This is a genomic window from Streptomyces sp. HmicA12, from assembly GCF_000373565.1.
Classification (GTDB): Bacteria; Actinomycetota; Actinomycetes; order Streptomycetales; family Streptomycetaceae; genus Streptomyces.
Genome location: NZ_KB891850.1, coordinates 355,596 through 377,242, shown reverse-complemented (window position 1 = coordinate 377,242; position 21,647 = coordinate 355,596). Strand labels below are relative to the sequence as shown.

At 71.0% G+C, this 21,647-nt stretch carries 18 protein-coding genes; 9 read left to right on the top strand and 9 right to left on the bottom strand.

From position 1 onward, the window contains the following. Positions 1–89: 89 nt before the first annotated feature. From B072_RS0139030 to B072_RS0139020, 3 genes are all read left to right on the top strand, one after another. A complete protein-coding gene (locus B072_RS0139030) occupies positions 90–896 on the top strand; it encodes a carbohydrate ABC transporter permease (protein WP_018535433.1) in 807 nt (268 codons plus the stop codon). Between the two features lie 53 nt (positions 897–949). Continuing rightward, positions 950–1,810 carry a carbohydrate ABC transporter permease gene (locus tag B072_RS0139025; protein ID WP_043245544.1) on the top strand — a complete coding sequence of 287 codons (861 nt, stop codon included), beginning with the start codon at positions 950–952 and terminating at the stop codon, positions 1,808–1,810. A 97-nt stretch (positions 1,811–1,907) separates the two neighbouring features. After that, positions 1,908–2,600: a helix-turn-helix domain-containing protein gene (locus B072_RS0139020; protein WP_018535431.1), complete on the top strand. Its 693-nt coding sequence runs from the start codon at positions 1,908–1,910 to the stop codon at positions 2,598–2,600. Between the two features lie 52 nt (positions 2,601–2,652). On the opposite strand, the gene B072_RS0139015 is transcribed toward B072_RS0139020, so the two are convergent. Further along, the gene (locus B072_RS0139015) at positions 2,653–3,678 is read right to left on the bottom strand and encodes an ATP-dependent 6-phosphofructokinase (protein WP_026246767.1); all 1,026 of its coding nucleotides are present in this window, start codon (positions 3,676–3,678) and stop codon (positions 2,653–2,655) included. Positions 3,679–3,981: 303 nt separating this feature from the next. Here B072_RS0139015 and pta point away from each other — a divergent pair, with 303 nt between their 5' ends. The 3 genes from pta to pyk all read left to right on the top strand — a co-directional run bounded on the left by pta (position 3,982) and on the right by pyk (position 8,815). Continuing rightward, positions 3,982–6,072, top strand: coding sequence for a phosphate acetyltransferase (gene pta, locus B072_RS0139010; protein WP_018535428.1), 2,091 nt, complete (start codon positions 3,982–3,984; stop codon positions 6,070–6,072). Continuing rightward, entirely contained in the window at positions 6,069–7,316 is a 1,248-nt protein-coding gene (locus tag B072_RS0139005; RefSeq protein ID WP_018535427.1) for an acetate kinase, read from the top strand. The genes pta and B072_RS0139005 overlap by 4 nt, the downstream gene beginning before the upstream one ends. A gap of 74 nt (positions 7,317–7,390) precedes the next feature. Beyond that, positions 7,391–8,815, top strand: coding sequence for a pyruvate kinase (pyk, locus tag B072_RS0139000; RefSeq protein WP_018535426.1), 1,425 nt, complete (start codon positions 7,391–7,393; stop codon positions 8,813–8,815). Between the two features lie 106 nt (positions 8,816–8,921). On the opposite strand, the gene B072_RS0138995 is transcribed toward pyk, so the two are convergent. The 4 genes from B072_RS0138995 to B072_RS0138980 form a co-directional block, all read right to left on the bottom strand. Continuing rightward, positions 8,922–10,106: a hypothetical protein gene (locus B072_RS0138995; protein WP_018535425.1), complete on the bottom strand. Its 1,185-nt coding sequence runs from the start codon at positions 10,104–10,106 to the stop codon at positions 8,922–8,924. A 94-nt stretch (positions 10,107–10,200) separates the two neighbouring features. Beyond that, the gene (locus B072_RS0138990) at positions 10,201–10,782 is read right to left on the bottom strand and encodes a DUF6114 domain-containing protein (protein WP_018535424.1); all 582 of its coding nucleotides are present in this window, start codon (positions 10,780–10,782) and stop codon (positions 10,201–10,203) included. A gap of 158 nt (positions 10,783–10,940) precedes the next feature. Beyond that, the gene (locus B072_RS0138985) at positions 10,941–11,558 is read right to left on the bottom strand and encodes a DUF6230 family protein (protein WP_018535423.1); all 618 of its coding nucleotides are present in this window, start codon (positions 11,556–11,558) and stop codon (positions 10,941–10,943) included. A 641-nt stretch (positions 11,559–12,199) separates the two neighbouring features. Further along, positions 12,200–13,177 carry a tetratricopeptide repeat protein gene (locus tag B072_RS0138980; protein WP_026246765.1) on the bottom strand — a complete coding sequence of 326 codons (978 nt, stop codon included), beginning with the start codon at positions 13,175–13,177 and terminating at the stop codon, positions 12,200–12,202. 310 nt (positions 13,178–13,487) lie between these two features. On the opposite strand from B072_RS0138980, the gene B072_RS0138975 reads away from it, so the two are divergent. Next, positions 13,488–14,111, top strand: a complete 624-nt coding sequence (locus B072_RS0138975) for a TetR/AcrR family transcriptional regulator (RefSeq protein ID WP_018535421.1) — start codon at positions 13,488–13,490, stop codon at positions 14,109–14,111. 366 nt (positions 14,112–14,477) lie between these two features. Here B072_RS0138975 and B072_RS0138970 read toward each other — a convergent pair whose 3' ends face one another. Both B072_RS0138970 and B072_RS0138965 read right to left on the bottom strand, forming a co-directional pair. Then, the gene (locus tag B072_RS0138970; RefSeq protein WP_018535420.1) at positions 14,478–15,473 is read right to left on the bottom strand and encodes an SDR family NAD(P)-dependent oxidoreductase; all 996 of its coding nucleotides are present in this window, start codon (positions 15,471–15,473) and stop codon (positions 14,478–14,480) included. Further along, complete coding sequence (locus tag B072_RS0138965) at positions 15,470–16,603, bottom strand: UDP-N-acetylglucosamine--N-acetylmuramyl-(pentapeptide) pyrophosphoryl-undecaprenol N-acetylglucosamine transferase (protein ID WP_018535419.1); 1,134 nt, start codon at positions 16,601–16,603, stop codon at positions 15,470–15,472. Before B072_RS0138965 ends, B072_RS0138970 begins: the two co-directional genes overlap by 4 nt. A 64-nt stretch (positions 16,604–16,667) precedes the next feature. On the opposite strand from B072_RS0138965, the gene B072_RS0138960 reads away from it, so the two are divergent. Both B072_RS0138960 and B072_RS0138955 read left to right on the top strand, forming a co-directional pair. Next, entirely contained in the window at positions 16,668–17,372 is a 705-nt protein-coding gene (locus B072_RS0138960) for a response regulator transcription factor (RefSeq protein WP_018535418.1), read from the top strand. Beyond that, positions 17,369–18,763 (top strand): sensor histidine kinase, encoded by a 1,395-nt coding sequence (locus B072_RS0138955; protein ID WP_018535417.1) that lies wholly within the window; start codon positions 17,369–17,371, stop codon positions 18,761–18,763. Before B072_RS0138960 ends, B072_RS0138955 begins: the two co-directional genes overlap by 4 nt. A gap of 45 nt (positions 18,764–18,808) precedes the next feature. On the opposite strand, the gene B072_RS0138950 is transcribed toward B072_RS0138955, so the two are convergent. Both B072_RS0138950 and B072_RS0138945 read right to left on the bottom strand, forming a co-directional pair. Beyond that, entirely contained in the window at positions 18,809–20,509 is a 1,701-nt protein-coding gene (locus tag B072_RS0138950) for an acyl-CoA mutase large subunit family protein (protein ID WP_026246764.1), read from the bottom strand. Between the two features lie 82 nt (positions 20,510–20,591). Then, positions 20,592–21,647, bottom strand: coding sequence for an acyl-CoA dehydrogenase family protein (locus tag B072_RS0138945; RefSeq protein WP_026246763.1), 1,056 nt, complete (start codon positions 21,645–21,647; stop codon positions 20,592–20,594).

The following is a 21,647-nucleotide window of genomic DNA, read 5'->3' as shown; positions in this document are numbered from 1 at the left end:
CCGGAGTCGGCGCGCCGGCCGGCCGGAAGAGTGCCTCGGGGGCCCGGGGACTGCTCCGCGCGCTCCCCCTCGCCCCCGCCACGATCATCATGGCCCTCTTCCTGGCCGGGCCCATCGCCTACTGCGTCTACATCGCCTTCACCGACCTCCAGCTGACCGGCCAGGCGAAGTCGTCCTTCGTCGGCTTCGACAACTTCAGGACCGCATTCCGGGACGAGGCCTTCCTGAACGCGGTCCGGCTCACCCTCGTCTTCACGTTCCTGTCGTCGATCGTGGGCCAGAACACCCTGGGCCTCGCCCTCGCGGCGCTCATGAAGCGCGCCTCGAAGCCGGTCAGGACCGTCACGGGCGCCGTCGTCGTCACGGCGTGGGTGCTGCCGGAGGTCGTCGCGGGATTCCTGCTGTACGCGTTCTTCCGCCGCGAGGGCACCTTGAACGCGATCCTCGACTGGCTCGGACTCCCGTCCCAGAACTGGCTGTTCACGCTACCGATCCTCGCGGTGTCGTTCGCGAACGTGTGGCGCGGGACCGCCTTCTCGATGCTCGTGTACTCGGCGGCGCTCGACGAGATCCCGAAGGAGATCACGGAGGCCGCCGAGGTCGACGGCGCGAACGGGTGGCAGCGTCTGTGGCGCGTCACGCTGCCGATGATCCGCCGCTCCATCGGCACGAACCTGATGCTGAACACGCTGCAGACCCTGTCCGTCTTCGGCCTGATCTGGGTGATGACCCGGGGCGGCCCGGGCAATCACAGCCAGACGCTGCCGCTCTTCATGTACGAGCAGGCCTTCCAGAAGAGCATGATCGGCTACGGCACCGCGGTCGCCCTGCTCCTGCTGGTGGTCGGCTCCCTGTTCTCGGTGGTCTACATGCGCCTGCTGCGCACAGAGGCATGACGGAGGCACACGTGACCACCGACCGCACCACCCCCACGCGTCGCACCACACCCCTGCGCCGTGCCACCCCCACGCGTCGCACCACACCCCTGCGCCGTGCCACCCGCAATCGGCTCACCGCCGACGCGACGCTGACCCTCGTCCTCGTCGCCTTCGCGCTGCCACTCGCCTGGGTGGTCCTGTCCTCCCTCGACGCCGACGCGAACCTGAGGGTGAAGTGGCCCTCGCACGCCACGCTCGACAACTTCGACGCGGTGCTGAAGCCGGACATCACCTTCACCCCGCTGCTCAACTCGCTGATCCTGTGCGGCGGCGCGACGGCGCTCACGGTGGCCTGCGCCGCGCTCGCCGCGTACCCGCTCTCGCGCTACCGCTCGCGCCTGAACAACCCGTACCTGACGACGATCCTGTTCGCGACGTGCCTGCCGATCACGGCGGTCATGGTCCCGGTGTACGCGCTGTTCGTGCAGGTGGACCTGATCGACACGATGGCGGGCACGATCTACTTCTTCGCGGCGTCCCAACTCCCTTTCGCCATATGGCTGATGAAGAACTTCATGGACGGCGTGCCGAAGGAACTGGAGGAGGCGGCCTGGACGGACGGCGCGGGCACCTTCCAGTCGCTGCTGCGGATCGTGCTGCCGCTGATGGGCCCCGGGATCGCCGTCGTCACGGTGTTCTGCTTCGCCATGATGTGGGGGAACTTCTTCGTCCCGTTCATGCTGCTGCTCTCCCCCGACCAGATGCCGGCGTCGGTCAGCATCAACGACTTCTTCGGCAACCGCGGGACGGTCGTGTACGGGCAGCTGGCGGCGTTCTCGATCATCTACTCGACGCCCGTGATCCTGCTGTACGTCCTGGTTTCGCGGCGGTTCGGCGGCGGCTTCGCGCTCGGCGGCGCGGTGAAGGGCTGACGCCGCCGGCACCTGTACGTTCCTACGACATGTCACGGAGGACGAACACACCGTAGCCAAGCGGCCCGTCGCCCCCTACTTTGTGCCCGTGCAGCACATGGCCGCAGCGAACCAGCCCACCCCGCCCTTCAACGCCCCCGCCGCCCGCCGCCTCCGCGAGGCGCTCGGGATGGCGCCGGGGCACGTCGCGTACGGCATGCGTGCCTCGTACGGGCTCGCCCACGTCACACCGGACATCGTCATCGCCTGGGAACGCGGTGACGCGACCCCCACGGCGGCTGAACTCACCGCGCTGGCAGGTGCGTTGTGGTGCTCACCGGGTGAACTCATCGGCGCGCCGAGGACGTTGCGTGAGCACCGGCTCGCGCTCGGGCTCGCCCCGGAGGACGTGGCGCGGTTCGTGGGCCTGGAGATCCAGTCGTATCTGCGCATGGAGGAGACGGGTGTGTGGCGGGCCGGCGAGCGGCAGTCGTCGGCGCTCGCCGAGGTGCTGCGGCTGACCCCGCGCGCGTTCGCGACGGTGACCGGCCGGGACGGGCAGCTGGCGGAGCTGCTGCGCAACGCGGCGACGACCCGCTGGCAGGGGTACGCGAAGCCGATCAGCCGGCTGGTCCCGGTGCAGCGGCGGGAGCTGGAGGACGTGCTCCACGAGATGCACCTGGAGTACCAGGCGCTGATGGCCGCGACGCTGAGCTGGGGCGGCGGCTCGTCGCCCGGGTCCGGGGACGCCGGGCGGGAGTTCCTGGAGCGGATCCTGGACGAGTTCTGGTCCAGGATCCGCAATCCGTGACGGGCGACGGGTCTGCGTGACGGCGGCCGGGTCTGCGTGACGGCGGCCGGGTCTAGAAGACCGACTCCGCCTCGTCCATCCGGTCCTTGGGGACCGTCTTCAGCTCGGTGACCGCCTCCGCGAGGGGCACCATCGAGATGTCGGTGCCACGCAGCGCCGTCATCTTGCCGAACTCGCCCTGGTGCACGGCCTCCACCGCGTACCAGCCGAACCGGGTGGCGAGCACGCGGTCGTACGCGGTGGGGGTGCCGCCGCGCTGCACGTGACCGAGGATGACCGGCCGGGCCTCCTTGCCGAGGCGGCTCTCCAGCTCGTAGGCGAGAGCGGTGCCGATGCCCTGGAAGCGCTCGTGGCCGAACTGGTCGATGGCGCCCGTGCCGTAGTCCATGGTGCCCTCGGCGGGGTGCGCGCCCTCGGCGACGCAGATGACGGCGAACTTCTTGCCGCGCGAGAACCGCTCCTCGACCATCTTGACCAGGTCGGCCGGGTCGAAGGGCCGCTCGGGCAGGCAGATGCCGTGGGCGCCGCCGGCCATGCCGGACTCCAGGGCGATCCAGCCCGCGTGCCGGCCCATGACCTCGACGACCATCACCCGCTGGTGGGACTCGGCGGTGGTCTTGAGGCGGTCCATCGCCTCCGTCGCGACGCCGACGGCCGTGTCGAAGCCGAAGGTGCGGTCGGTGGAGGAGATGTCGTTGTCGATCGTCTTGGGGACGCCGACCACGGGGACGCCGGCGTCGGACAGCATCCGGGCGGCGGTCAGGGTGCCCTCGCCGCCGATCGGGATGAGCGCGTCGAAGCCGCTCTTGTCGATGAGGTCCTTGGCGTTGTCGCAGGCCGCGCGAAACTTGTCTCGCTCCAGGCGGGACGAGCCGAGGATCGTGCCGCCGCGGGCGAGGATGCCGCTGACCGCGTTCAGGTCGAGGGAGCGGAAGCGGCCGTCCAGCAGGCCCGCGTAACCGTCCTCGAAGCCGATGACCTCGTCCCCGTAGTGCGTGACCGCTCGGTGCACGACCGACCGGATCACTGCGTTCAGACCAGGACAGTCGCCGCCTGCGGTGAGAACTCCGATGCGCATCGTGCTGTGTCTCCTGCTCGCTTCTGATTCGTCTGAGCCACCGCAATTCTTCCACGCTCCGCGGGGCGACGCGTTCGCGCGGAGGCACAAGAGGCGCTTGGTCATGCCGCGAGGGGGCTTTGAGACCCTGCTGTACAGGCCCTTTGTCCGGCGGGCGACTTAGCCAGGCCCGGAGGTATTGTCAAGAGGGCACAGCTTTCGATACGGCCATATTTTTCGGCCCCACGAGCCCCGCGGCAGCCCCGTGACCAGGGACGCGACAGGGGTACGGCAGGGGCCCCACGGAGGAAACGGAGAGCACGCGTGACGCGCAGCGTGTACGTGACCGGGATCGACCGGGGCGACGGCCGGCAGGTCGTCGAACTGGGGGTCATGGAACTTCTGACCCGCCAGGTCGACCGGGTGGGTGTCTTCCGCCCGCTCGTCCACGACGGCCCCGACCGGCTCTTCGACCTCCTGCGGGCGCGCTACCGCCTGTCGCAGGACCCGGCGAGCGTCTACGGCCTCGACTATCACGAGGCGTCCACGGTCCAGGCCGAGCAGGGCACGGACGAACTGGTCTCGCTGCTCGTCGACCGGTTCCACGCGGTGGCCCGTGACTACGACGTCGTCCTGGTGCTCGGCACGGACTTCGCGGACACCCAGCTGCCCGACGAGCTGGCGCTCAACGCCCGCCTCGCGAACGAGTTCGGCGCTTCTGTCCTCCCGGTCGTCGGCGGCAAGAAGCAGACCGAGGAATCGGTGCGCGCCGAGGTCCGCAACGCCTATCGGGCCTACGACGGCCTGGGCTGCGACGTCCTCGCGATGGTCGTCAACCGGGTGCGGCCGAGCGACCGCGACGAGATCCACGAGCGGCTGAGCAATCGGCTGCCCGTCCCCTGTTACGTCCTGCCCGACGACGGCGCCCTCTCCGCGCCGACCGTCGCCCAGATCACCCACGCCCTCGGCGGCACGGTACTGCTCGGCGACGACTCGGGCCTCGCGCGCGACGCCCTGGACTTCGTCTTCGGCGGCGCCATGCTGCCGAACTTCCTCAACGCCCTGACCCCGGGCTGCATGGTCGTCACCCCCGGCGACCGCGCGGACCTGGTCGTCGGCTCGCTCGCCGCGCACAGCGCCGGTACCCCGCCGATCGCGGGCGTGCTCCTCACGCTGAACGAGCGGCCCGGGGAGGCGATCCTCACGCTCGCCGACCGGCTGGCACCCGGCACCCCCGTCGTCGCCGTCTCCGGCGGCTCCTTCCCCACCGCGGCCGAACTCTTCGCCCTGGAGGGCAAGTTGAACGCCGCGACACCGCGCAAGGCGGAGACGGCACTCGGCCTCTTCGAGCGCTACGTCGACACGGCGGGCCTGCTGCGGACCATCCAGGCCCCCTCGTCCGACCGCGTCACGCCGATGATGTTCGAGCACAAGCTGCTGGAGCAGGCCCGCTCGGACAAGCGTCGCGTCGTGCTGCCCGAGGGCACGGAGGAGCGCGTGCTGCGCGCCGCCGACGTGCTGCTGCGCCGCGGCGTCTGCGACCTGACCCTCCTCGGCCCGGTCGAGCAGATCCGCAAGAAGGCCGCCGACCTCGGGGTGGACCTCGCCGACAGCGAGCTGATCGACCCGGCCACCTCCGAGCTGCGGGACCGTTTCGCCGCCGCGTACGCGCAGATGCGTGCCCACAAGGGCGTCACCGTCGAGCTCGCGCACGACGTCGTGGCCGACGTGAACTACTTCGGCACGCTGATGGTCCAGGAGGGCCTGGCCGACGGCATGGTCTCCGGCTCCGTGCACTCCACGGCCGCCACCATCCGCCCCGCCTTCGAGATCATCAAGACCAAGCCGGACGCCGCGATCGTGTCGTCCGTCTTCTTCATGTGCCTGGCCGACAAGGTCCTCGTGTACGGCGACTGCGCCGTGAACCCGGACCCGAACGCCCAGCAGCTCGCCGACATCGCCGTCCAGTCCGCGGGCACCGCGTCCCAGTTCGGCGTGGAGCCGCGGATCGCGATGCTGTCGTACTCGACCGGCACCTCCGGCTCCGGCGCCGACGTCGACAAGGTCCGCGAGGCCACCGATCTCGTACGGGAGCACCGCTCCGACCTGAAGATCGAGGGGCCGATCCAGTACGACGCCGCCGTGGAGCCCTCGGTCGCGGCCACCAAGCTGCCCGGCTCCGAGGTCGCGGGCCAGGCGAGCGTGCTGATCTTCCCCGACCTCAACACCGGCAACAACACGTACAAGGCCGTGCAGCGCTCGGCCGGCGCGATCGCCGTCGGCCCGGTCCTGCAGGGGCTGCGCAAGCCGGTCAACGACCTGTCCCGCGGCGCGCTCGTCCAGGACATCGTCAACACGGTCGCCATCACGGCGATCCAGGCCCAGTCCCCCACCGAAAAGGCTTCCGACCTGTGAGCGCCACCCGCATCCTCGTCCTGAACTCCGGCTCCTCGTCGGTGAAGTACCAGCTCCTCGACATGGCGGACACGCAGTCGACCAGCGGCTCCGCCGCGGGGCGCCTCGCGGTCGGCCTGGTCGAGCGCATCGGCGAGGAGACCTCGCGTCTCAAGCACACGCCGCTGGCCACCGGCGGGGACGCCCGTGAGCAGAACCGGCCGATCGCCGACCACGAGGAGGCCCTCAAGGCGGTCGCCGACGAGCTGGCCGAGGACGGGCTCGGCCTGGACTCCCCCGAGCTGGCCGCGATCGGCCACCGGGTGGTGCACGGCGGCCTGCGGTTCACCGAGCCGACCGTGATCGACGACGCCGTGCTCACCGAGATCGAGCGGCTCATCCCGGTCGCGCCGCTGCACAACCCGGCGAACCTGACCGGCATCCGCACGGCCCAGGCGCTCCGCCCCGACCTGCCGCAGGTCGCCGTCTTCGACACCGCGTTCCACACGACGATGCCGGAGTCGGCCGCGCGCTACGCGATCGACGTCGCCACCGCCGACGAGCACCGCATCCGCCGCTACGGCTTCCACGGCACGTCGCACGCGTACGTGTCCCGCAAGACGGCCGAGCTGCTCGGCAAGGACCCGTCCGAGGTCAACGTCATCGTGCTGCACCTGGGCAACGGTGCCTCCGCGTCGGCCGTGCGCGGCGGCGAGTGCGTGGACACCTCGATGGGTCTCACGCCGCTTGAGGGGCTCGTGATGGGTACCCGTTCAGGAGACGTCGACCCGGCCGTCATCTTCCATCTGATGCGGGTGGGCAAGATGTCCGCGGACGAGATCGACGTCCTGCTCAACAAGAAGTCCGGCCTGATCGGCCTGTGCGGCGACAACGACATGCGCGAGATCCGCCGCCGGATCGACGAGGGCGACGAGCGGGCGCGGCTCGCCTTCGACATCTACATCCACCGCCTGAAGAAGTACATCGGCTCGTACTACGCGGTGCTCGGCCGGGTGGACGCGATCGCGTTCACGGCCGGCGTCGGCGAGAACGCGGCTCCGGTGCGCGAGGCTGCGGTGGCCGGTCTGGAGGAGCTGGGTCTGGCGGTCGACGGGGAGCTCAATTCCGTACGTTCCGACGAGGCCCGGATCATCTCGCCGGAGTACGCCCGGGTGGCCGTCGCCGTGGTGCCCACCGACGAGGAGCTGGAGATCGCCCAGCAGACGTACGCGCTGGTCGAGCACAGTGACAGCCGTCACGCCTGAGCGCACATCCGCCCATTTGTAGATTCCACCAGACGGAATATTCCGTAGCGAAACAAACCGATAGGATCGCCCCCATGCGCCGTTCCAAAATCGTCTGCACGCTGGGCCCCGCCGTCGACTCCGAAGAGCAGCTCGTCTCGCTGATCGAGGCCGGCATGAATGTGGCCCGCTTCAACTTCAGCCACGGCACGCACGCCGAACACCAGGGTCGCTACGACCGTGTTCGCGCCGCCGCCGAGAAGACGGGCCGCGCGGTGGGCGTGCTCGCCGACCTCCAGGGCCCCAAGATCCGCCTGGAGACCTTCGCCGAGGGCCCCGTCGAGCTGGTGCGCGGTGACGAGTTCACCATCACCACCGAGGACGTCCAGGGCGACAAGTCGATCTGTGGCACGACGTACAAGGGTCTGCCCGGCGACGTCTCGCGCGGCGACCAGGTCCTGATCAACGACGGCAACGTCGAGCTCAAGGTGATGGACGTCGAGGGCCCCCGGGTCAAGACGATCGTCATCGAGGGCGGTGTCATCTCCGACCACAAGGGCATCAACCTGCCCGGCGCGGCCGTCAACGTGCCGGCGCTGTCCGAGAAGGACATCGATGACCTGCGCTTCGCCCTGAGGATGGGCTGCGACATGGTCGCCCTGTCCTTCGTGCGCGACGCCAACGACGTGAAGGACGTCCACAAGGTGATGGACGAGGAGGGCCGTCGGGTCCCCGTCATCGCCAAGGTGGAGAAGCCGCAGGCCGTCGCCAACATGGAGGGCGTCGTCGCGGCGTTCGACGCGGTGATGGTGGCCCGTGGCGACCTCGCCGTGGAGTACCCGCTCGAGAAGGTCCCGATGGTGCAGAAGCGCCTCGTGGAGATGTGCCGCCGCAACGCCAAGCCGGTGATCGTCGCGACCCAGATGATGGAGTCGATGATCACCAACTCGCGCCCGACGCGCGCCGAGGCGTCCGACGTCGCGAACGCGATCCTGGACGGTGCCGACGCGGTCATGCTGTCCGCCGAGTCGTCGGTCGGCGCCTACCCGATCGAGACCGTCAAGACGATGTCGAAGATCGTCCAGGCGGCCGAGGAGGAGCTGCTCTCCAAGGGCCTGCAGCCGCTCGTCCCGGGCAAGAAGCCGCGTACGCAGGGTGGTTCGGTCGCCCGCGCCGCGTGCGAGATCGCGGACTTCCTGGACGGCAAGGCGCTGGTCGCCTTCACGCAGTCCGGCGACACCGCGCGCCGCCTGTCGCGCTACCGCGCCTGCCAGCCGATCCTCGCCTTCACCACCGACGAGGCCACCCGCAACCAGCTCTCGCTGACCTGGGGCGTCGAGACGTACGTCGTCCCGCACGTGGACTCCACCGACGCGATGGTCGACCTGGTCGACGCCGAGCTGCAGAAGCTCTCCCGCTTCAACGACGGCGACACCGTGGTCATCACGGCCGGTTCGCCCCCCGGTGTCCCCGGCACCACCAACATGGTCCGGGTGCACCAGCTGGGCGGCGCCAACTAGCCGGTCCCGCACGCACACGCACCGAGGGCGCCTCCTGTACGAGACAGGGGGCGCCCTCGGTTCTTTGCGGTGTTGCGGCTCCCGGAGAGGTCTTCGGCGACCGAGGTCAGCTGTCCTCGATCGTGGTGTGCAGCCCGGGCACGTGCAGGTTGCCGCCGAACTGCGCGGCCTGCGTGACCTTCACGTTGGTGAAGTAGAGCAGCGGCAGGTTGATCGGCGGCGGGTTCTTGGCGTTGAACGTCAAGGGGATGAGCCCGAGCAGATTGCCCGAGAGCTCCTCCGTGTACATGATCGTCTTCCCGCCGCGAATGGTGGACGTGGAGCCCTTGTCCGAGCGGATGTGGAAGTACTTGCCGTTCGGCCCCGGCGCGATCTGGTGCAGATCACCGATGTCGGTGCCGTCGGAAATGATGTACTTCATGACCCGCTTGGTGGTGCCGTCGGCCATCCGGACGTCGACCAGGCCCTTGTAGTCCGCACCCTTGAGCAGGAGCGAACTGGCCTGCAGCTTCCAGGACTTGTCCGGGAGCTGAGCCGGGGTGTCCTCGTTGGCACCCGCCGCGTCCGTCGCCGCCTCGCAGTTGTCCGGCAGCTCGGTCGAGCTCGGCGACGGGGTGGCCGTCGCGGCGTCCTCCAGAGCCTTGGCGGCCTTGTCGGTCGCCTTGTCGGCCTCGCTCTCGGCGCCCTTGACCGCGTCGCCGGCCTTGTCGGTCGTGTCCTTGACCGTGTCGCCCAGCTTGTCGGTCGTGTCCTTCACCGCGTCGCCGACGCCGTCGGTGGCCTTGGTCGCCGAGGCGGACGGGCTCGGGGTCGGGGTGGCCGACTCCTTGTCGTCCGGGGTGAAGAGATCCTTGAGCGCGTCACCGACGCCCAGCGGGTCGAGCGGGTTCTTGGTCTCCGAAGCGGAGGGCGACGGCGTGGCCGCGTCCTTGCTGTCGGTTTCCGAACCGCCCGAAGACGCGGACGGCGACGGAGTCGGCTCGGCCTTGTCGCCGCCGGCCTCGTCCTTGGACTTGTCCGTGTTCTCGGAGTCCTTGGAGTCCTTGGAGTCCGCGGAGTCCTCGGAATCCTTGGACGCCGAGGCGGACGGCGACGGCGTCGGGGACGCCGTCGTGTCCTTGCCGTCCTTGGCATCCTGCTGCGCCTCGACCGCGTCCGCGCACGCCTTGTAGTCGTCCGCGGAGAACCCGGTCGGGTTGTCCTTGGCCGACGCCAGCGTGGGCGTCATACCGAGACCCATCAGCACGGCCGTGGGCATGGCCGCGATGGCTATCGCCTTGCCCGCGGGCATGTGCAGCCTGGTGAACAGATGCTTCCTAGGTGCTGCATGCCGCGGCCCGGTTCTCGCACGGGACTCCGGTGCGGAGTCCTCGTGGTGCACCTCGTCAGCCGGCACGGTGCCTCCCGTTCGTCCCGTTGTTCGGGCTCGTCCCTGACTCGTCGTCGATTGCGCCCGAGACCTGGTAGGTGGCACCCGCGACCGGCGGCACGACGCCCAGATCCTGCGTACCGGCGCCGTCACCACCCTGCGCCGCCGTGTTGCCGGTCCCCTGATCGGTCGCGCCGGCCTGCTTGCCCGGTGCCCAGGAGACGCCGAGGGCGCCGCCGACGAGCGAGAGCAGGAAGCCGATGACGAAGCCACCGAAGTTGGAGACCACCAGAGAGACAAGGGCGAGGAGAATCGCCGCCACACCCGCGAAGACCCGGGAGTGCGGCTGGAACCACATCGTCAGACCGAGCACGACCAGCAGTACGCCGATGATGAGCGACCCCGCGCCCGCTGTCGTCGCCATGCGGATCGTCATGGTGCCGAGCGTCAGGTTCGCGTACGGGAAGTACATGATCGGGATGCCGCCGAGGATGGCCAGCAGACCACCCCAGAACGGGCGCTGACCGCGCCACCCTCGGAACGATTGGCGCATGTGACCAAGCTTGGGGCCCAGCCCTGCGTGCGCTTCGGCGCTCATGTCGTACAGCTCCTCGGGAATGGCGTTGTTCTGTGGTGATGATGGCTGTCCGGATACGGGCACGGGGACGGCCCGGAGCGATCCCCCGCGCGTCCCCGCGCCCGGCCGTTCAGCGCATCAAGTGCCGGACCCCGGACCCGAGTTCGGGCCCTTGCGGCCTAGTAGCACTCGTGCTTGCCCTTCTTGACGCTCATCTTGAGGCCCGAGAGCTTGAAGGTGCCGGCCGTGGTGGCCCACGCACGCTGCTGGACGTTCTCGAAGTGCACCGAGTCGGCCTGCTGGGCGAACGAGTTCGGGTCGGCCTTGTCGCCCTGGTGGATACCGGGGCCCTTGCTGGCGTCACCTGCCGCCACACCGATGTCGATGTTCTCGAAGGTCGCGTCGGCCTTCAGGTCATCGGCGTCGATGTAGAGGGTCTTGGCCTCGACCGGGTTGTTCTTGTCCGCGCCGGCCGACAGCTTCATCGACACGTCGCCGAAGACCGGGACCGGAACGACCACGGACTGGCACAGGTTGTTGATCGTCGCCGTCTTCATGCCGACGACGGCAACCGGGTGGGCACCCGTCTTACCCGTGTCGATGGCTCCGTACTGGACGAAGTTCTTGCCATCGAGAGAGTCCGCCGTCACCTTGAACGACTGACCCGAAACACTGAACGACGCCGCGAGCGCACCCTGGGACAGGGCCACGCCTATCGCGGCAGTCGCCGCGACGCTGGGCACCATGACGACGGCGAACCGCTTCCATCTGGTACCGCCACGAGTCACGGACTTCATGACTTTCCTCCTTCTCGGACGTACATCTCCGGCCCTGACTGCCCCTTGCGGCGGCTCAGCCGGGCAGGGATGGGAGAAGTGCTACGTCCTCGGGAAGGAGAGCGCCCGCATCGGAGGCGCGAGTCCGCACCCTGATCACCGGCGATCACCCCCGAGCGACAACCACTGGTCGCACCTGAGCCATCACGCGCAACCTGCCGGACAGGCTCAGCCGAAATGGCCGAGACCCCCCTGCCCTGAGACCGACGGCGCTCCCCTTGGTTCACCGCCGACCTGCCCGGTGGGGACCCAGATCCCCGCGTTCCGAATGGCTGTCGGACGAGTGGGGAGTGGACCGAGCGTGCCCGATCGTGGTGCATTCCCGGCGCTCGCACAAGGGGGTTCGTTACTCACGGGTAACGGACGGATAACCGAACCACGACCGCCCGGCATCGACCGACAACGCAGGGTGCTGTCAAGGGAGTTACCAAAGGGGTTGAATCCAGAAGGAAACCGGACAGAGGTACGACCCCGACTTACTCCAAGTAACAGCGGCCGCGTTTACCAAGTTTTGGTAAAGCGCGACCGCTGTGTACCTCTGGGGACCGAATTTTCACCTCGGCACCACAAGCCGTGGCGTTTAGGAACTGGTCACGGATGGCTCAGAAGAGAACCCGGGCCAGAGCCGTACGCGCCGTGGTCACCCGGGGGTCGTCGCCCCCGACGACCTCGAACAATTCGAGCAGACGTACCCGTGCCGCGTCCCGGTCGTCGCCGGCCGAGCGGGCCACCGCGTCGACGAGGCGGCCGAAAGCGTCCTCGACGTGCCCACCGACCAGGTCCAGGTCGGCCGCGGCGATCTGTGCCGGTACGTCCCCGGGGTTCTGGGCGGCCTCCGCGCGCACCTTCTGCGGGTCCATGCCCTGGACCCGCTGGAGCAGTTCGGCCTGGCCGAGCCCGAGCTTGGCCTCGGTGTTGCCGGGGTCGTCGGAGAGCACGTTCTTGTACGCCTGGACCGCGCCCGCCAGGTCACCGGCGTCAAGGGCCTGCACGGCCGCTTCGAGGAGTGCGTCGTAGGGACCGGCCGGGGTCTCCACGACCGGGGCGGCGCCTTCCGCATCCGACGCGTCCGGGTCGACGACGATGCCGGTGAGCCCGAAGCGCTCCTCGCCGACCTGGATCAGCTGGTCGAGGGTGCCCCGGATCTGGGCCTCGGGGGCGGCTCCCTGGAAGAGCGGCAGCGCCTGACCGGCGACCACCGCGAAGACGGCCGGGATCCCCTGGACCCCGAACTGCTGCATCAACATCTGGTTCGCGTCGACATCGATCTTGGCGAGCACGAAGCGGCCGTTGTACTCGGTGGCGAGGCGCTCGAGAAGCGGGCTCAACTGCTTGCAGGGCTCGCACCACTCGGCCCAGAAGTCGATGACGACGGGCACCTCGGTGGAGCGCTGCAGTACGTCCCGCTCAAAAGCGGCCTCGTCCACGTCGATGACGAGGCTGGCGGGCGGCACGGCGCCGCCGCCGCCCTGACGGGCCGCTTCGGCGCGCGCCTGCTCCGCCTTGGCCTTGGCCTCCTGGGCCGCCTTCACCGCGGCGAGATCGACGACTCCGCTCATGGACATGTTCCGTGGCTGCATGCGTACAGTCTCCCCCCTCCGCGGACAGTTGTGGGCCGGGTCCGCCGCCGTGACCTCCCGCCGGATTGCGAGGTGCGCGACGCGGACTCGGCCGCGGTGTGCGGCGCCGGGTCCCCACCCGGCACCAGTGGTTGCCGCTCGTCGTGGCCGGCCCGGGGTGCAGATCCGGAGCGGTCGTACGAGTTCGAGCTTTCGCTACGGGTCGTAGCGTAACTGTCATGGGTGACGCGTGGGGCACCCCCTCCGGTGATCTGGCTCACCCGGAACGGTCGATCCGGTTTTGTCCTACCGGCCGGTATGGTCATCGACCATGCAGAGCCGTACGCCGTCGTCGCCCCGCACCGGACGTCCCCGATCCGCCGCCGCGGACGAGGCGATCCTGGAGGCCACCCGGGCGGCGCTGGTGGAGCTCGGCTGGTCGAAGCTGACGCTCGGTGACGTGGCGACGCGGGCCGGTGTCGCGAAGACCACGCTGTACCGCCGGTGGGCCGGCAAGAACGAGCTCGTGGTCGACGCGGTCGCCGTCCTCTTCGATGAACTCGAACTGCCCGACAGAGGTTCCCTCGCGGCCGACATCGAGGGCGTGGTGCTGCAGTTCGCCGCGCTGCTCGACCGGCCCGAGACCAAGACGGCGCTGATGGCGGTGGTCGCCGAGTCGACCCGGGACGAGCCGCTGCGGGAGCGGATCCGTACCTCGATCGTGGACCGGCAGAAACGGTTGGTCCTGGAGGGACGCGCTCGGGCCGAGCGCCGCGGGGAGCTTCCCGCGGCGCCGGACCCGGGCACCGCGGCGGCGACGGCGGACCTCATCTTCGATGTCGCGGCCGGGGCGGTGGTGCACCGGACGCTGGTGAGCGCGGAGCCGGTGGACGGGGAGTGGGTCCGTCGGTTCACGGCGCTGCTCCTGGGGGGCCTGGCAGCCGCGGCCGACTAGGAGCTCGGTACGGGGCGGCTCGTCGCCGGGCGCGGGTTGCGTCGTGGCTGGTCGCGCAGTTCCCCGCGCTCCTGTAAGGCCGGCTTCGGCGTCGGCTGACGGCCGATGGGACATCTCGCGCTCCGCGGCGCAGCCGCCGACCGACACAGCCCCGCGCCCCCGAAGCATGCGCTGCGCGCGCTTCCCCTGGGGCGAGCGGAGCTCGCTTCCAGGGGCGCGGGGAACTGCGCGAGCAACCCACCACCACCCGCAGTCGCGAACGATCGCCTCCCGGCAGACGCTCAGGCGGACAGGGGCGCGGGGCTGTATCGATCAGCGGCTCCGCCGCGGGGCGCGAGACGCCCCCCACGCGCCCGCGGGCGGAGATCAGACCTGGTAGCGGCCCGGGGCGAAGAGGCTGAGGTTGGCGGCGACCCAGGCCGACGTGTGCTTCAGGCCCTCCGTGAGGGAGACCTCGGGCTCCCAGCCGGCCCACTCCCGCGCCCGGCGATTGTCCGACAGCAGGCGATGGACCTCGCTCCCCGACGGACGGAGCCGCGCCGGGTCGGAGACGACGCGGGCGTCGCGGCCCGACGCCACGATCAGCGCCTGCGCGAGGTCCCCGATCGAGATCTCCCGCCCGGTACCGAGGTTGACCACCTGCCCCAGCGCCCGCTCGCACTCGGCGACCGCGAGGAACCCGCGCGCGGTGTCCGTGACGTACGTGAAGTCGCGGGTCGGGGTGAGCGACCCGAGCCTGATCTCCCGCGCGCCGGAGTGCAGTTGGGCCAGGATCGCCGGGATCACGGCCCGCGCGGACTGCCGGGGCCCGTACGTGTTGAAGGGGCGGACCACCGTCACCGGCAGCTCGAACGCGTGCCAGTGCGACAGCGCCATCATGTCCGCGCCGATCTTCGACGCGGAGTAGGGGGATTGCGGCTGAAGAGGGTGGTCCTCGGCGATCGGGGCCGTCAGCGCGGTGCCGTAGACCTCGCTCGTGGAGGTGTGGACGAGCCGGCGCACGGAGTGCCGGCGGCAGGCCTCCGCGATGTTCTCGGTGCCGACCACGTTCGTCTGGACGTACGCGCCGGGCGAGTCGTACGAGTACGGGATGCCGATCAGCGCGGCCAGGTGGAACACGGTGTCGCAGCCCGCGACGGCCTCGGACACGCGGCCCGGGTCGCGGACGTCGCCCGCGAGCATCTCGACGCGGGGGTCGTCGAGCAGGTGCGACAGGTGCCCCTTCTCGGCGTACGGCTTGTAGTGGACGAAGGCGCGGACGTGCGCGCCCCGCTCCAGGAGGAGGTCCACCAGCGTCGAGCCGATGAAGCCCTCGGCTCCGGTGACGAGGACGGTGCGTCCGGCCCAGGGGGTGGTGTTCATGTGTACTGCAACTCCCTTTGCTGTGCTGCGAGTTCGATGACGTGGTCCGCCAGGAGGTCGGCCGCCCTGGCGTGCGGCCCGGCGGGCGCGGCCGCCGACATGGCGGCGAGGCGCGCGGGGTCGGCGAGCAGCGGCTCGACGAGCGCCGCGAGGGCTTCGGGGGTGGCCTGTCCGTCCGGGAGCAGGAGGCCCGCCCCGGCGTCGGAGAGGACCCGCGCGTTGTGGGTCTGGTGGTCGCCGGGCGCGTGCGGGTACGGGACGAGGACGGCGGGGACGCGGGTCGTGGCGAGTTCGGCGACGGTCGCCGAGCCCGCCCGGCACACGACGAGGTCGGCGGCGGCGTAGGCGAGGTCCATGCGGTCGAGGTAGGGGACGGCGACGGCGGAGGTGCCGAGCAGGCGGCGGCGCGTCTCCTCCAGGGCGGCCGGTCCTGTCTTGATCAGGAGGTGTACGTCGTCGCGTCCGCGCCACCGCTCGGCGAGGCCCACCGACGCCTCCGTCAGACGCGCCGCGCCCAGGCTGCCGCCGTTGACGAGGACGAGCCGGGCGCCGTCCGGGACGCCGAGTTCCCGGCGCGCGGTGGTCCGCAGCGCGGCCCGGTCGAGGCCGGCGAGGGACGCGGCGATCGGCATGCCGGTGGTCAACGCCCTTGTGCCGCCCGGCAGATGGGCTCTGCTGCGGTCGAAGGCGACGGCGATGTGCGGGGTGAGGCGGGCGGCGAAGCGGTTGGCGCGGCCCGGGACCGCGTTGGACTCGTGGATGAGGCTGGGCAGGCCGGACATGCGGGCGCCGACGATCACCGGCGCGCTCGGGTAGCCGCCCATGCCGACGGCGACCTGGGCGCGCTGCTCGCGCAGGACGGCCCGGCACTGGGCGCCGGACTTCAGCAGGGCCGCGGGCAGCAGGTAGCGGCGGGCGCCGAGCGCCGGGTCGAAGGGGATCATGTCGACGGTGTGCAGCCGGTACCCGGCGTCCGGGATGAGCCGGGTCTCCAGGCCGCGTTCCGTGCCGACGAACGAGATCGCGGCGTCCGGGGCGGCCCGGCGCAGCGCGTCCGCGAGGGCGAGCCCCGGGTAGATGTGGCCCCCGGTGCCGCCCGCGCCGATGACGACGGAGAGAGGTGTTCGCATGACGGTCGAGCGTCACGGAGCGGTCTAAGAGGGTTTTAAGAGCCGCTTTTGACACCTTTGTTCCATGACGACAGGGAACACACCCGCGCCGGCCCGGATCCTGGTCGTGGACGACGACCCGGAGGTCCGTTCGGCCGTCGAGGACGCGCTGACCGTGGAGGGCTACCGGGTCACGGCCGTGGCCGACGGGCAGCGGGCGCTGTCCGCGCTGGCCCGCTCCGAGCCGGACGCGGTCGTCCTCGACGTGATGATGCCGGTCCTCGACGGGCTCGCGGTGTGCCGCCGGATGCGCGCCATAGGGGACCGCACCCCGGTGCTCGTCCTCACCGCGCTCGACTCGGTGAGTGAGCGGGTGGACGGGCTGGACGCGGGCGCCGACGACTATCTGGTCAAGCCGTTCGCGCTCGACGAACTGACCGCGCGGGTGCGGGCGTTGCTGCGCCGGGCCGCTCCCGAACCGGAGCCGGACGACCCTCTCTCCTACGGTGACCTGGTCCTGGACCCGGCGACCCGGACGGGTCGGCGCGGCGGGCGGACCATCGACTTCAGCCGCACCGAGTTCGCCCTCCTGGAGGTCCTGGTGCGCAATGCCGGGCAGGTGCTGCCGCGCGAGGTCGTGCAGGAGGCGGTGTGGGGGCGGGACTTCGGCCCCGACTCCAACTCGCTGGCCGTGTACGTGGGTTATCTGCGGCGCAAGCTGGAGACGGCCGGAGAGTCCCGCCTCCTGCACACGGTCCACGGCGTCGGCTACCGGCTGGGCACGCCGTGACCCGCCCGGCCGGTCGCCCGGCCACGGGTCCGGCCCACCTGCCGCTGCGCACCCGCCTCGCGCTGCTGGCCTGCGCCACGGTCGCGCTCATCACGGTGGGCGTGTGCACGGCCGCGTACGCCGTCATCCGCTACGAGCTCGGCCACCAGCTCGATCTGCAGCTCACCCAGGCGGCGACCCTGGCCACCCAGCAGAACCGGGGTGAGCCGCCCGGGGTGCTGTCCGGCGAGTGCCGCTATCTGGCCGCCCCGGCCTGCGCCCAGCTGGTCCCGGCGGACGCGGCGGACGACCCGTCCGGCGCCTACCTGCTGCCCGTCTCCGACACGGCCCGCGAGGTGGCGGCGGGCACGCACGCGCCCTATTACACGGATCTCACGCTGCACGGGCATCCGGTTCGGATGCTGACCACCCCGTACACGGCCGGCGAGGACAAGGCGCTCCAGGTGGCGCTGCGCTCGGACACGACGGCGAAAGGGGTGCGGCAGGCGACCTGGCTGTTCGCGGCGATCAGCGTGGCGGGCGTCGCGCTCGCGGCGCTCGGCGGCAACTGGATGGCGCGGCGCGGCCTGGCCCCCGTGGCCCGGCTGACGGCGACGGCGGAGCGGATCGCGGCGACCCGCGACGCCCGTACCCGGATCGACCTGCCATCGGGCCGCAGGGACGAAGTCACGCGCCTGGCGGCCTCGTTCAACACGATGCTGGCCGAACTGGAGGACTCGGTGGCGGCCCGCCGACGCCTCGTCGCCGACGCCTCCCACGAACTGCGCACCCCGCTGACCGCGCTCCGCACCAACGCCGAACTCCTGGCCCGCGCGGACCGCCTGACACCGGCTCAGCGGGACCGTGCGTCCACCGCGCTCGGCCGCCAGATCCACGAAGTCACGTCCCTGGTCAACGACTTGATCGAGCTGGCCCGCGACGAGGAGCCGACCCCGCTCGTCGAGGAGGTGCCGCTCGCGCCGCTCGTCGCGCACGCGGTGGAGACGGCGCGGGCACACTGGCCCGGCGTTCCCTTCACCCTGACGGTCACCCCCGAGGCAACCTCGACAACCCTCCCCGGAGTCCCGTCCCGCCTCTCCCGCCTCCTGGCGAACCTGCTCGGCAACGCGGCGAAGTTCAGCCCACCGGGTTCAACGGTCGAGATCACCTTGCTGGTCGGCGAGTTGACGGTACGGGACCACGGCCCGGGCATCGCCCCCGAGGACCTCCCCCACGTCTTCGACCGCTTCTACCGCGCGGAGGCGTCACGGGCGCTGCCCGGTTCGGGGCTGGGCCTGGCGATGGCCCGCCAGATCGCCGAGGCGCACGGCGCGCGACTCTCCGCCGAGCGGGCTCCGGGGGGCGGGGCGCTGTTCCGGCTCGTCTTCGCCGTGACCGGTCCGGACGCGTAGCCGCTGCGACCAGCCCCCACGCACCCGCAGACGACCACGCGCCCCCTAGAACCCGGCAGGCTCCGTGTACACCCCCCACTCGTCCCGCAGCACCCCGCAGATCTCCCCGAGCGTCGCCTCCGCCCGGACCGCGTCGAGCATCGGTCCGATCATGTTCGACCCGTCCCGCGCGGCGGCGAGCATCGTGTCGAGAGCGGCCCGCACCGCCGTGTCGTCCCGGGTCTCCTTGCGCCCGGCGAGGTCCCGCACCTGGTCGCGCTCCACCTCGTGGCTGACCCGCAGGATCTCCAGGTCGCCGGTGACGGAGCCGTGGTGGGCGTTCACGCCGACGACCCGCTTGTCGCCCTTCTCCAGCGACTGCTGGTACTGGAAGGCCGACTCGGCGATCTCGCCGGTGAACCAGCCGTCCTCGATGCCGCGCAGGATCCCGGACGTGATCGGGCCGATCGGGTGCTGCCCGTCGGGGTGCGCCCGCTGCCCGCGCTCCTTGATCTGCTCGAAGATCTTCTCCGCGTCGGCCTCGATGCGGTCGGTCAGCTGCTCGACGTACCAGGAACCGCCCAGCGGGTCCGCGACGTTGGCGACGCCGGTCTCCTCCATGAGCACCTGCTGCGTGCGCAGCGCGATCTCGGCGGCCTGCTCGGACGGGAGCGCCAGGGTCTCGTCCAGCGCGTTCGTGTGCAGGGAGTTGGTGCCGCCGAGGACCGCGGCCAGCGCCTCGACCGCCGTGCGGACGACGTTGTTGTACGGCTGCTGGGCGGTGAGCGAGACACCGGCCGTCTGCGTGTGGAAGCGCAGCCACTGCGCCTTCTCGCTCGACGCCCCGTACACGTCCCGCATCCAGCGGGCCCAAATGCGCCGGGCCGCGCGGAACTTGGCGATCTCCTCGAAGAAGTCGACGTGCGCGTCGAAGAAGAAGGAGAGGCCGGGCGCGAAGACGTCCACGTCCAGGCCGCGGCTCAATCCCAGCTCCACGTAACCGAATCCGTCGGCCAGCGTGTACGCCAGCTCCTGCGCGGCCGTGGAGCCCGCCTCGCGGATGTGGTAGCCGGAGACCGACAGCGGCTTGTACGCGGGGATGGACCGCGCGCAGTGCTCCATCAGGTCGCCGATCAGGCGCAGATGGGGCTCGGGCTGGAAGAGCCACTCCTTCTGCGCGATGTACTCCTTGAAGATGTCGGTCTGGAGCGTGCCGTTGAGGACTGCCGGGTCCACGCCCTGCCGCTCGGCCGCCACCAGGTACATGCAGAAGACGGGCACGGCGGGCCCGCTGATCGTCATCGACGTGGTGACGTCGCCCAGCGGGATGTCCTGGAAGAGGACCTCCATGTCGGCGGCCGAGTCGATGGCGACCCCGCAGTGCCCGACCTCGCCGAGCGAGCGCGGGTCGTCGGAGTCGCGCCCCATCAGCGTGGGCATGTCGAAGGCGACGGAGAGGCCGCCGCCGCCCGCCGCGAGGATCATCTTGTAGCGCTCGTTGGTCTGCTGCGCGTTCCCGAACCCCGCGAACTGGCGGATGGTCCAGGTCCGGCCGCGGTAGCCGGTCGGGTACAGGCCGCGGGTGAACGGGTACTCACCGGGCCAGCCGATCCGCTCGAACCCGTCGTACGTGTCCCCGGGCCGCGGCCCGTAGACCGGGTCGACCGGGTCGCCCGAGAGCGTGGTGAAGTCCGCGTCCCGCTTGCGGGCGGCGTCGAAACGGGCCTGCCAGCGACGGCGGCCCTCGGCAACGGCATCAGCGTCCATGCTTCCCATGCCTTCGAATTTACTAGGACGTCCTAGTAAATGTCGATGGCTGGCGGCCATCGGTACAAGAAGGAACGGGATCTCAGGCCCGCAGCGCCGCCAGATGCGCACCGCGCACCTCGGCCGTCTGCCCCTGGACGACCAGGAACAGCCCTTCGCGGGCGAGTCGCTGCGCGGGCGCCGAAAGGCTGAAGGCGCGGCCGCCGCCGGCCGCGATCGCCGCCGTCGTGGCGGCCCTCATCAGGTCGTACGCGCGGGTCTTCGCGGCGAGCCGGGCGTCGAGCTCCTGCGCCGCGGGCACCTCGTCGACCAGCGCGTAGGCCTCCTTGCGCACCGCGTCGAGGCGGGCGCGCAGCACGCCCGCGGTCTCCACGGCCTCGCCGTCGCCCGCCGCGTCGAGCAGGTCGAGGGCCGCGCGGGCGACGCCGAAGACGGCCGGGTTGGTGTTGGTGTTCTTGGGCCGGTCGGCCTCGGCCCACTCCGCGTACGGCCGGCGTACGACGACGGCGTCGGCCGGGACGACGAGGCCGTCGAGGACCAGGCCGACCGTGCGGGCCCCGGTCAGGGCGGCCATGTGGAGCGGGGCGGTGGGCGTCAGGCCGGGCTGTTCGCGGGGCTCGGCGACCGCGAAGACGACATGGCCGTCCCGCGTCGCGCCGCCCAGCAGGAACACGTCGTTGAGGCCCCAGCCCGTGTACCAGGGCACGCGCCCGTCGAAGCGGACGCCGCCGCCGGGCAGTTCGGTCGCCCGCACCGGCAGCTCCGGGAAGGCCCGCAGGTGCGAGAAGGCGATGCCGGCGAGGGACTCCCCCGAGGCCAGGGCGCGCAGCCACCGCTCACGGGGGGCCTGCGCGCCGGTGGCGAGGTCACGTACGGGCGTGTGGTGCTGCGCCTGCACGAAGAAGGTGGAGCAGCAGGCGCCCGCGAGGATCTCGGCGATCTCCCGGCCGACGGCGGCCGGGGCCCCGGCGCCCCCGTAAGCGGCCGGAGCGTGCACGCCGAGGACGCCCGACGCCTTGACCGCGGCGATCGCCCCGGGCGTGACGCCCTCGCGGTCGTGGGTCTCGGCGGCGGGCGCGAGAACGTCGTCGGCGAGCCGCCGCGCGGCGTCGACGAGCGGGTGCCGGACGGTGCTCAG